Source organism: Methylobacterium sp. AC433 (genome assembly GCF_979253015.1).
Genome location: NZ_CEEDBN010000068.1, coordinates 1 through 268, shown reverse-complemented (window position 1 = coordinate 268; position 268 = coordinate 1). Strand labels below are relative to the sequence as shown.

The following is a 268-nucleotide window of genomic DNA, read 5'->3' as shown; positions in this document are numbered from 1 at the left end:
GGTGTAAATCCAGAAAACGGAATACCACTTGGAACAATTCCAGCAAACAGTTCCAAAACGATACTATTTCAAGTGCAAACAAACAATCCACCTACTGAAACCGAAATTGTAAATCAATCTTCTGCAAATTACCAATATGTAAGTATTCCTACAGCTCCACCGGTGAATCGCTCTGCAAATTCTAACATTGTTACAACATCACTTCAAAATGCAAATATTATTTCTGTTAAAAGCGCGGATGTAACTTTCGTATCAATTGGGCAAATTA

General features: G+C 35.8%; 1 protein-coding gene. It reads left to right on the top strand.

Annotated elements, in window-relative coordinates; all coding sequences use genetic code 11:
• On the top strand, positions 1 to 268 hold a 268-nt coding region (locus AC0IWM_RS23760), incomplete at both ends, for a hypothetical protein (protein WP_471759145.1).